The 11,415-nt window shown below is 33.2% G+C and carries 10 protein-coding genes; 9 read left to right on the top strand and 1 reads right to left on the bottom strand.

The window, feature by feature from the left end; genetic code table 11:
* Nucleotides 1-113: 113 nt before the first annotated feature.
* Nucleotides 114-503, bottom strand: coding sequence for a four helix bundle protein (locus DIU01_RS07700; protein ID WP_290833156.1), 390 nt, complete (start codon nt 501-503; stop codon nt 114-116).
* A gap of 269 nt (nt 504-772) precedes the next feature.
* On the opposite strand from DIU01_RS07700, the gene DIU01_RS07695 reads away from it, so the two are divergent.
* The 9 genes from DIU01_RS07695 to DIU01_RS07655 all read left to right on the top strand — a co-directional run bounded on the left by DIU01_RS07695 (nt 773) and on the right by DIU01_RS07655 (nt 11,234).
* Nucleotides 773-1,777, top strand: a complete 1,005-nt coding sequence (locus DIU01_RS07695) for a MoxR family ATPase (protein WP_035127576.1) — start codon at nt 773-775, stop codon at nt 1,775-1,777.
* Nucleotides 1,778-1,828: 51 nt separating this feature from the next.
* A complete protein-coding gene (locus tag DIU01_RS07690) occupies nt 1,829-2,695 on the top strand; it encodes a DUF58 domain-containing protein (RefSeq protein ID WP_290833153.1) in 867 nt (288 codons plus the stop codon).
* Between the two features lie 57 nt (nt 2,696-2,752).
* On the top strand, nt 2,753-4,384 hold the full coding sequence (locus DIU01_RS07685) for a BatD family protein (RefSeq protein WP_290833151.1): 1,632 nt from the start codon (nt 2,753-2,755) through the stop codon (nt 4,382-4,384).
* Nucleotides 4,385-4,386: 2 nt separating this feature from the next.
* Nucleotides 4,387-5,391, top strand: a complete 1,005-nt coding sequence (locus DIU01_RS07680; protein ID WP_290833149.1) for a VWA domain-containing protein — start codon at nt 4,387-4,389, stop codon at nt 5,389-5,391.
* Between the two features lie 94 nt (nt 5,392-5,485).
* On the top strand, nt 5,486-6,523 hold the full coding sequence (locus tag DIU01_RS07675; protein WP_290833147.1) for a VWA domain-containing protein: 1,038 nt from the start codon (nt 5,486-5,488) through the stop codon (nt 6,521-6,523).
* A 33-nt stretch (nt 6,524-6,556) separates the two neighbouring features.
* Entirely contained in the window at nt 6,557-7,291 is a 735-nt protein-coding gene (locus DIU01_RS07670; RefSeq protein ID WP_290833145.1) for a tetratricopeptide repeat protein, read from the top strand.
* 34 nt (nt 7,292-7,325) lie between these two features.
* The gene (locus tag DIU01_RS07665; protein WP_290833143.1) at nt 7,326-9,113 is read left to right on the top strand and encodes a BatD family protein; all 1,788 of its coding nucleotides are present in this window, start codon (nt 7,326-7,328) and stop codon (nt 9,111-9,113) included.
* A 5-nt stretch (nt 9,114-9,118) separates the two neighbouring features.
* Nucleotides 9,119-9,871: a tetratricopeptide repeat protein gene (locus DIU01_RS07660; RefSeq protein ID WP_290833141.1), complete on the top strand. Its 753-nt coding sequence runs from the start codon at nt 9,119-9,121 to the stop codon at nt 9,869-9,871.
* 457 nt (nt 9,872-10,328) lie between these two features.
* Complete coding sequence (locus DIU01_RS07655) at nt 10,329-11,234, top strand: patatin-like phospholipase family protein (RefSeq protein WP_290833139.1); 906 nt, start codon at nt 10,329-10,331, stop codon at nt 11,232-11,234.
* The last annotated feature ends 181 nt before the right edge of the window (nt 11,235-11,415 follow it).

Raw genomic sequence — 11,415 nt, 5'->3', positions numbered from 1 at the left:
GTTTCGGGTTTCGGGTTTCGGGTTTCGAGTTATTATCTGGTTGATTCATAATTAATTAATTTTTTTGTTTTTGTGAGAAGGCAACTTTGAACTCGCAACCTTAAACTCGCAACTTATTTAAACTTACTACCATTATTTTCAGATTTTACAAGATAAGACATAAAAGAACCTATTTTCTTGCTTTCAGTAATTGTTTTTTCTTTTAAAAATTCAAATTCTTCTTTTGTAATATGTTTTCTGTCAAAAGCACGATACAATTGAGAACGTAATTCACCACATGAACCTTTCGAATAACTCAAAAATTGGATAAATTCTTTTCTTCCATTTCGTTCAAAACCTTCGGCAATACTATCCATGATTGAACCTGAAGAGCGATTCATTTGATTTCTCAATTCAAAATCTTTTCCAAGTGCAGAATTTTCAAATTTATCCCAAACATCTTGAGAAATTTCTCTTCCTAACTGCCAAATATCAAGTTCTTCAAATGTAGTTATTGTTGCCATAGTATTTGTTACTTAAAAGTTATTTCATTTCAAATTTAGCAAATTTTTACCTTTTATATTGCAATTTTAATTTCACATATAGTAACCCGAAACTCGCAACCCGAAACTCGCAACCTTTAATATTACTAAAACAAAATCATAAATCATCCTTAAAAACGACATTTGGCAATAAGTTTTAACGCATTGTTAACATTCTATTCGTGTTAAAATATTCAATTTTGAAATGTTAAAATTTTATAGTTAATTGTGCCTCGAAAAAAATAGAATTTATGGAAGAAAATGTTGCCGCTTTAGATATTAGAGCCATCAATGAAAAGATAGAAAGAGAAAGTGCTTTTATTGACTTATTGACCATGGAAATGAATAAAGTCATTGTCGGACAAAAGCACATGGTAGAACGATTGTTGATTGGACTTTTAGGTCAAGGACATATTCTTCTTGAAGGAGTTCCAGGATTGGCAAAAACGTTGGCAATTAACACCTTGTCTCAAGCAGTTCAAGGTAGTTTTAGTCGTATTCAGTTTACACCAGATTTGCTTCCAGCAGATGTTGTAGGAACAATGATTTACAACATTAAAGCCAATGAGTTTTCAATAAAAAAAGGACCAATTTTTGCCAATTTCGTTCTTGCAGATGAGATTAATCGTGCGCCAGCCAAAGTGCAATCGGCTTTGCTTGAAGCAATGCAAGAAAAACAAGTGACTATTGGTGACACAACTTTTAAATTAGAAAGACCATTTTTAGTTCTTGCTACTCAAAACCCAATTGAGCAAGAAGGAACGTATCCATTACCAGAAGCACAAGTTGATCGTTTTATGCTTAAAACGGTTATCGATTATCCAAAAATGGATGAAGAACGAATGGTTATTCGTCAAAATCTTAAAGGTTCTTACGAAAAAGTAAACGCAGTTGTTTCGGTAGAACAAATCTTGCGCGCTCAAGAAGCGGTTCGCGAAGTTTATATGGATGAGAAAATCGAAAAATACATTCTTGACATTATTTTCGCAACACGTTTCCCAGAAAAATATAAATTAGAATCGTTAAAACCATTAATCAGTTTTGGTTCATCACCTCGTGGAAGTATCAACTTGGCAACAGCTGCCAAATGTTACGCTTTCATAAAACGCCGTGGTTATGTAATTCCAGAAGATGTTCGTGCTGTTGTACATGATGTATTACGTCACAGAATAGGAATTACGTACGAAGCAGAAGCCGAAAATGTAACTTCAGTTGACATTATCAACAAAATCGTAAACGAAATAGAGGTTCCTTAATCTTTTTTATTTAAAAAAAACTTAGTGCCTTTGCGCCTTTGTGGCAAAAACATGGAAACAAAAGACTTACTAAAAAAAGTTCGTAAAATAGAAATCAAAACCCGAAGATTGAGCGATCATATCTTTTCGGGTGAATATCATACGTCTTTTAAAGGACGCGGAATGACGTTTTCTGAAGTGCGACCTTATCAATTTGGTGATGATGTGCGTGCTATCGATTGGAATGTGACCGCGCGTTACAACGAAGCACATGTAAAGGTTTTTGAAGAAGAACGCGAGTTAACTATGATGTTAATGGTTGATATTTCGGGTTCAGAAAGTTTTGGAACTAAAAATCAGTTGAAAAGCGAAATCGTAACTGAAATTGCCGCGACAATGGCGTTTTCAGCAACTCAAAATAACGATAAAATTGGTTTGATTTTGTTTTCCGATGAAATCGAATTGTATATTCCACCAAAAAAAGGGAAATCACACGTACTTAGAATCATACGTGAATTAATCGAATTTCAACCTAAAAGCAGAAAAACCGATTTATCTCAAGCCTTAAAATTTTTATCATCAACCCAAAAGAAGAAAGCCATTGTATTTTTGATTTCCGATTTTATGGTAGATGATGATTATGAAAAAACACTGAAAATAGCAGGAAAAAAACACGATATTACCGGAATTCGAGTATATGATGTTCGAGAAGAAACAATGCCAAACATTGGTATAGTCGAAATGGAAGATGCCGAATCGGGCGAAATTATGGTTGTCGATACGAGTTCTAAAAATGTTAGATTAAATTACGAGAAAAACTATCAAGAGAAAGTAACTTTCTTTAAAGAAATCTTTTCAAAATGTGGTTCTGGAACAGTAAATACGCGTGTTGACGAAAGTTATGTTAAAAAATTATTGGGTTATTTTAAATCGAGATAAAAACAATTTATAAAACTCCGTCAGAGTTCTAAACTCTGACGGAGTTACATTTAAAAAATGAAATTCAAATTATATATATTATTTTTTCTACTTACAACGTCACTTTTTGCACAAAAAGTAACGACTTCTATTGATTCTACTAAGAAGAAAATTGGAGCCGAATTTAAGTTAACAATTAAAACATCGGTCAATAAAACCGATAAAGTTGTTTTCCCTAAATCTAAAAGTTTTGGAGCTTTAGAAGTTATAGAATCCTATAAAATTGATACGATAAAATCGAATGATAAGTACGAATTAATAAAAAAATACGGATTAACACAATTCGATTCAGGAAAGTATACCATTCCAAGAATTCCAATCATCATAAATGGAAAAACAGCGTATTCTGATAGCCTAAAAGTTGAGGTTTCCAATGTAAAAGTCGATACATTAAAACAAAAGATGTTTGACGTAAAAGATATTACAGCAGCAGAAAGTGTTTCAAACGGTTGGTGGAAATACCTTTTAGCAATTTTAGCACTAATCGGTCTTGGATTTTTAGGGTATTATTTATTCAAAAAATACTATAAAAAACCAGAGAAAGTAGAGGAAATAATTTACACATCACCAATAGAGAAAGCTACTTCGCTATTACAGCAATTAGAGAAAAAAGAGCTTTGGCAACGTGGTGAAGTAAAATCATACTACTCGGAATTAACCGATATTGCTAGAACGTATATCGAAGAAGAAATTCATGTTCCAGCGATGGAAAGCACTACATCAGAACTTATTGTGAGTTTGAGAAATGTGGCAAAAAATAAAAAACTAAAACTGTCTAAAGAAACACTTGAGAATCTTGAAAAGGTTTTGATGCAAGCCGATTTAGTAAAATTTGCGAAAGTAAAACCTTTAGATTTTGAAATTGAAGAAGACAAAAAACGCATCACAAGTACAATCGTAACCATTCACAAAGCAATTCCAGAAGTTGTTGAAGATAAAGACGAATTGGACGATTGGAACGAACAACAAAAAGAAAAAGCACGTTTAAAAAGATTAAAAAAAGAGCGACAAAAGAAATTTATTTATGCTGGTGGATTAGTAGCTGGTTTACTGATTTCAACGTTACTTTATTTTATTGCAACTAAAGGTTTTGTTGATGTAAAAGATACCATTTTACGAAATCCATCAAAAATTTTATTAGAAAACGAATGGATTAAAAGTGATTACGGAAATCCTGGTGTAGTTGTTGAAACGCCTGAAGTTTTACGAAGAATGGATCCGAAAAAAGCTTTATCTAAAGATGCTTTTGCGATTTTAAAAGAGATGCAAATGTTCAGTTTTGGAAGCTTGTACGAACCACTTTATGTTGAGGTTTCTACGATTAAATATAAAAAAGAAACCGATGTGAATTTTGATACAGTTCTAGAAGGAATTACCAAAAACTGGGAAAAAATTGGAGCACAAAACATTCTTTTCAAACAAGAAGATTTCAATACAGGAAAAGGAGTTACTGGCGCACGAGCTTATGGTTCGATGACCGTTGTAGATAAAGAAAATGATGAAAGCGAGAAAATGTATTACGAGATTTTATTGTTTAAACAAGATGGCGGATTGCAACAAATTATTGTTTCTCATCGAGATGGCGATAAATACGGAGATGCAATCTTGCAACGAATTATAAAATCGGCCGAACTAAAACAAGCGCAATAATAATGGAAAAAATATCATTTTTAAATCCAGAGTTTTTTTGGTTGTTCTTGCTAATTCCTGTAGCAATCGCTTGGTTATTTTGGAAAAGAAAAGAACAATCGGCAACATTAAAAATAAGTTCCGTTTCCGGATTTAAATCGTCTAAATCAACTCTAGCAAAACTAAAACCGTATTTAAACGTACTTCGATTATTGGCTTTAACTTCATTAATCATTGCATTAGCAAGACCAAGAACGGTTGATATTAGTAACCAAACTAAAACCACAAAAGGAATTGATATTGTAATGGCAATTGACCTTTCAAGTAGTATGTTGGCTAAAGATTTAAAGCCAAACCGAATGGAAGCTTTGAAAGAAGTAGCAGCAAATTTCGTTGTTGGACGACCAAACGACCGTATTGGAATTGTAGTTTATGCTGGCGAAGCTTATACAAAAACTCCAGTTACAAGTGACAAAGCAATTGTTGAAGATGCCATAAAAAACATGGCTTTTGATGGTGTTTTGCAAGACGGAACCGCAATCGGAATGGGATTAACAACTGCTGTAAACCGATTGAAAGATAGCAAAGCCAAAAGTAAAGTGATTATTTTAATGACCGATGGAGTTAATAATTCAGGATTTATCGAGCCAGAAACAGCTTCAGAAATTGCTAAAGAATACGGAATTAAAGTATACACAATCGGAATTGGAACTAATGGAATGGCACAATTTCCTTACGCATACGCACCAAACGGAAAAGATTTTTTATACAAAATGCTTCCTGTAGAAATCGACCAAGAATTGATGAAAACTATTGCTAAAAACACTGGAGGAAAGTATTTTAGAGCCGTTAGTAATACAAAATTAGAGCAAATTTATAGCGAGATAAATAAGTTGGAAACCACAGAAATCGAAGAATTAAAATACTACGATTATGATGAAAAATACCGACCATTTATTCTAATAGCAGGAATTTTGTTATTGATAGAAATCGGATTAAGAAATACGTTATTTAAGAGTTTTATATAATTGGGAAATCCCAAAAATTAAATAAGATCCCAAATTCCAAAGTGATTTCATGGTATTGGAATTTGGAATTTAAAAAATTGGAATTTAAAAAAACATGTACGAATTAGAAGAAAAAGGTTATTTATATCTACTGATTATCATCCCAATTTTGGCGGTGCTTTTTCTGTATGTTCAATTTTGGAAGAGAAAAAAGCAGAAGGAATTTGGCGATTTAGATTTAATCAAAAAATTGAGTCCAGAGAAATCGGTTTTTAAACCAGCTTTAAAAATTATAATGGTTCTTTTAGGATTGACATTCTTGATAATTGCTTTGGTAAATCCTAAAATGGGAACCAAAGTCGAGAAAGTAAAACGACAAGGAATAGATATTGTTTTTGCTGTTGACGTTTCTAAAAGTATGCTTGCCGAAGATGTTGCGCCCAATAGATTAGAAAAAAGTAAACAACTGGTTTCGCAATTAATAAACCAACTTGGAAGTGATCGAATTGGTATTGTTGCATATTCTGGAAGTGCATTTCCTGTGTTGCCAATGACATCCGATTATGGTGTGGCAAAAATGTTTCTTCAATCGATGAATCCCGGAATGATATCATCGCAAGGAACATCAATCGATCAAGCAATCGACTTGGCAACGACTAAATTTTTCGACAAAAAAGACAAAACCAATAAGTTGCTAATTTTAATTTCTGATGGTGAAGATCACTCTGCAAGCTACCAAGATGCCGTTGAAAATGCTACAAAAATCGGAGTAAAAATCATCACCGTTGGCGTTGGAACAGAAAAAGGCGGACCAATTCCATTAAAAAGAAACGGCGTTTTAGAAGGTTACCAAAAAGATAAAGACGACCAAACGGTAATTACAAAAAGAGATGCAACCATTTTAACTGCCATTGCAAAAGGTTCTAAAGGCGGATATATCGATGGAAATTCAACAAAATTAGTGTTGGATTACGTAAAAAAAGTATTAGATAACACAGAGAAAACCGAATTTGGAGCAACGCAAATGGCCGATTTAAAATCGCAATTCCAATGGTTTTTAGGATTTGGATTCTTCCTATTATTTTTAGATGTTTTCTTGTTGGAAAGAAGAACAAAATGGGTTAGAAAAATGAATTTATTTAATGAGTCGTAGAGACGCGATTCATCGCGTCTAAATAAGTAAAGAATGAAAAAAATAATTATATATTCTCTGATTTTTATTTCTTTTGCACTTCATGCGCAAGAGAAAGACAAGTATTTGCCAAAAGGAAACGAAGAATTTGCCGCCAAAAATTACGTCGATGCCGAAGCAAATTACAGAATTTCACAAGCTAAATTTGCTAAAAAATCGAAATCTTCTTATAATTTAGGCACATCAATTTACAAGCAAAATCAGCCTGAAGAAGCCAAATATCAATTTGCAAAAGCGATACAAGATGCTAAGACCAAACCCGAAAAACATTCGGCATTTCATAATTTTGGTAACACTTTAATGAAAGAGAAAAATTATGAAGGTGCAGTTCAAGCCTACAAAGACGCTTTGCGAAACAATCCGTCAGACGAGCAAACGCGTTACAATTATGCTTTAGCCAAAAAAATGCTACAAGATAATCCGCCTAAAAACGACGACAAGAAAGACAAGGATAAAAATAAAGATAAGAAAGACGATAAAGATAAAGACAAGGATAAAGACAAAGACAAAGACAAAAAAGACGAGAATAAAGATAAAAACAAAGACAAGAAAGACGGCGACGACAAAAAAGATAATCAAGACAAACCACAACCAAAACCAAGTGGTGCCAACAAGCAACGTATCGATAATTTGTTAGATGCCGTGAGTAATGAAGAGAAGAAAGTGCAAGAAAAGGTAAACGCCCAAAAAGTACAAGGAAAGCCACAAAAACCAGAAAAAGATTGGTAATTATACAATTGCAAATCAAAAATTAAGAATGAAAATGAAAAAGTATTTATTGCTTTTATTTATATTATTTGTTACAAATTCACTTTTCGCTCAAGTAAAGTTTGAGACACGAGTGAGCCGAGACGAAATTGGCATCAATGAAAATGTAAGAATTGAATTTTACATGAATGTTGATGGCGATAATCTTGGTGTTCCTAATTTTGATAGCTCCGGATTTAGAGTTATTGCTGGTCCGAGCCAAATGGTAAGTCAGTCGTGGGTTAACGGACGAAGTTCTTTCAACAAAGCCTATTCGTTTACATTGATGCCTTTGAAAAAAGGAAGACTCACCATAAAAGGTGCGACAATGGAGTTCAACGGACAGGTTTATAAATCGCAACCAGTGACAATTACCGTTGGAAATGCCGTTCAACAACAGCAAAATCCGTACAACAATAATCCGTATTATCAGCAACAACAGCAAAGACAACCTTTAAATGCTGGTAAAGATGGTGTTCATCTAGTTGCCGAAATTTCTAAAACTAATCCGTATGTAAACGAACCAATTACGGTAGTTTACAAAATTTACGTAAGCAATCGTTCGGCGGTAAGTGGCTGGAATGAAACCAACAAACCAAAATACTCCGATTTTTGGAGCCAAAATATCGATATAAAAAACCTATCTATTCAGCAAGGAACTTTTAAAGGAGAAAGTTATCGTTATGCTGTTCTTAGAAAAACCGTTTTATATCCTCAAAAAGCAGGAAATCTTTCAATTGAACCCTTAACATTAGAGGTTCAAGTGGAAGTTCCAACAGGAAGATATGATGTTTATGGAAATCCAGAAACTGCTTTACAAACCAAGAGAGTTTCTGCTGGTGCTAAAACTATAAATGTAAAAGCTTTGCCTGAAGCCGGAAAACCAGAAGGATTTTCGGGTGCCGTTGGTAAATTTGATTTCAAAGTAAACGCATCCAAAACAACTTTAAAAAGTGGCGAATCATTAGATTTGAATGTTCAAGTTGCTGGAACTGGAAATTTAAAATTATTCAGTTTGCCAAAACCAGTTGTTCCTTCAACATTAGAATTATTCGATCCAGAACACACCGAAAATGTTTCAACTCCAATTTCTGGAATGACCGGAAGTATTGCCGATAAATACACGATTATTCCTAACGAAAAAGGAACTTTTGTGATTAAACCGATTTCATTTTCTTATTTCGATTTGTCATCAAATAGCTATAAAACAATAACTTCCAATCAAATTGTGTTGAATGTTGCTCAAGGCAAAAATAACGCTGTTGCTTCCAATTCGAATAAAACCGAAGCTTCAGTAAAAAAATCATTTGCTTTTATCAAACAAAAAACGAAGTTAGAAAACATAAAATCAGATGATTTCTTAGGTTCTGGATTGTTCTACGGATTGCTGCTTTTACCATTTTTAATTATTCCAATAATTGTAGTTTTCAAAAAGAAAAAAGAAGCTTTTGATGCTGATATTGTTGGAAACAGAAGAAAAAAATCAAATGCATTGGCGAAGAAATATTTATCAGAAGCCAAGAAACAAATCAACAATAAAGAGCCATTTTATATTGCATTAGAAAAAGCATTGCACAATTTCTTGAAAGCCAAATTAAACATCGAAACATCAGAAATGAGTAAAGAAAAGATAACCGAAATTCTGTTGTCTCGAAATGCAAATTCTGAAACTGTAAACGAATTTATTGCCTTGACAGAAAGTTGCGAATTGGCTCGATATGCACCATCATCAAGCACGATAATCCATCAAGATTATGACAAAGCAGTCGAAATTATTTCTGAATTAGAAAAACAAATTAAATAGTAATCATGAAGAAGTTTTTTTATCTATTTCTATTTATTTCTGCATCTGTTTTTGCAACCGATGTTTCTAATCCGTTTGCAGATGGTAATAACTATTACAATTCTGGCAAATACGAAGCTGCTATAACTAGTTACGAAAGCGTTTTGGCATCAGGACAACAATCGGCAGAACTGTATTTTAACTTAGGAAATTCGTATTACAAATTACACAAAGTTGCGCCAGCGATTTATAATTTTGAGAAGGCATTACAGCTAAATCCGAATGATCCAGAAATTCAAACCAATTTAGAATTCGCCCAAAAAATGGCAATTGATGATATCAAAGTCATCCCAAAAGTTGGTTTTGATAAACTGCTTGCCGATTTTACTTCAAGCTATCATTACAATACTTGGGCTTGGATTTCAGTAGCATTTGGCTTTATTTTTCTATGCTTTTTTATCGGATATTATTTTTCTCCAACTGCTTTCAAAAAACGAATTTACTTCACCGGAATGTTTGTGGTTTTAATCTTAATAATCACAGCAGTTTCGTCAGGAATTTTCGAAAAAAACCGATTGGAAACTGAAAAATCTGCCATTATTTTTGCAGAAACCGCTTCGTTAAAAGGCGAACCAAAAGCCACAAGTCAAGAAACAATGTTACTTCACGAAGGAACAAAAGTTTTCATTCTAGAAAGCAACGCCAATTGGAAAAAAGTACAACTTACTGATGAAACTACAGGTTGGATAAGTGATGAAGCGATTAAGGAGCTAAATTAGTTTTCAGTCGCAGTGGCAGTTTTCAGTGCTTAGCGTAAGATAGTTTGTCGACAACGATAGTCATTCTACAGGAATATCATTTTCATTGAGTATCGTTAATGTTGTTTTAAGTAATAAAATATTATTATCAAATGGAAAGTAACAATAAATGAGTTTTTAAATTTTATTTATTGCATGTCGGTAAACGTACTGCAATTTTATAAAAATCCTTATTTTTGAATAAAAAAAGAATTTGACTGTTATACAATTTGCTGATAAGCACTCCTGTAAAGTTGATTTTGAACAGAAAAGAGAAAAAAGGAGTAGTTTGTAAAAAAGATGCAGGTCCTACACACTATTGGCTTAAAGACAAATGGCAGCGGCAATAGTCAGTCTTGAATTTTAAGCACTTTGCAAAGTAATGGGATGTTGGGTTAACATATTAAAAATCAATTGCAAAAACCAATAAGCGAAATCAATGAGAGCTTTAGTAATTTCTGGTGGCGGTAGCAAAGGAGCCTTTGGTGGAGGTGTTGCTCAGTATTTGATGCAAGAAAACGGCTGTAAATATGATATTTTAATAGGAAGTTCTACAGGAAGTTTGCTTATTCCGCACTTAGCGTTAGGAAAAGTGGACAAAATCTATTCGATTTATTCTAATGTTAACATGACCAGTATTTTTGATGTAAGTCCGTTTGTTGTAAAAGATGTCAACACAGCCAAGGAGACCGTTTCTATTAACCACTTGAATGTTATAAAACAGTTTTTGAAAGGAAAACGAACTTTTGGTGAAAGTCATAAATTATTAGCATACATCAAAGAAAATTTCACCAAAGAAGAGTACGATGCTTTGAGGGCTTCTGCTTGTAATGTAATAGTAACGGTGACCAATCTCTCCAAAAACCAGGTAGAATATAAATCGATTGATGACTATGATTACAATGACTTTTGCGAATGGATTTGGATTTCCTGCAACTATATTCCGTTTATGAGTTTGACTACGAAAAATGGAGATGATTATGGTGATGGTGGTTTTTCGAGTTTGGTTCCAATTCGAGAAGCTATACAGAGAGGTGCAACCGAAGTTGACGTGGTTATTCTCGAAACCGAAGTACAAATTCAACCCAGAAAAATCGGAAAAAATCCGTTTTCCTTAATGATTGATTTGTTTCAAACCTTGCTAACCCAAGTCGAGAAACACAATATAACTATTGGCAAATTGGCAGCAAAAAATAAGAATGTAAAACTAAATTTATATTATACTCCAACGCAACTTACCGATAATGCCTTGGTTTTTAATAAAGACAAAATGAAGGACTGGTGGCATAAAGGATATGATTACGCCAAAAATAAAAGTGAATTGATGAGTGATAATTTGCCTTAATCTATTTTCACTTAACCAAAACTTTATAAACTTATAAAAATCGTTCAATGTTAAAGTTTTGTGTAGAATATGTTTTGTTGTTTCCAACTCCGCAAAAATCTTCTTATGAAACCCAAATTCTTAACTAAACCTTTTCCTTCAAATCCTTAAACCAATTGGTTAAAGCATGCAACATAAATTC

Origin of the sequence: Flavobacterium sp. (assembly GCF_003525665.1) — a bacterium.
GTDB lineage: Bacteria > Bacteroidota > Bacteroidia > Flavobacteriales > Flavobacteriaceae > Flavobacterium.
Note: the sequence above shows the minus strand (reverse complement) of the source record. Positions and strands in the feature narration are given on the sequence as shown.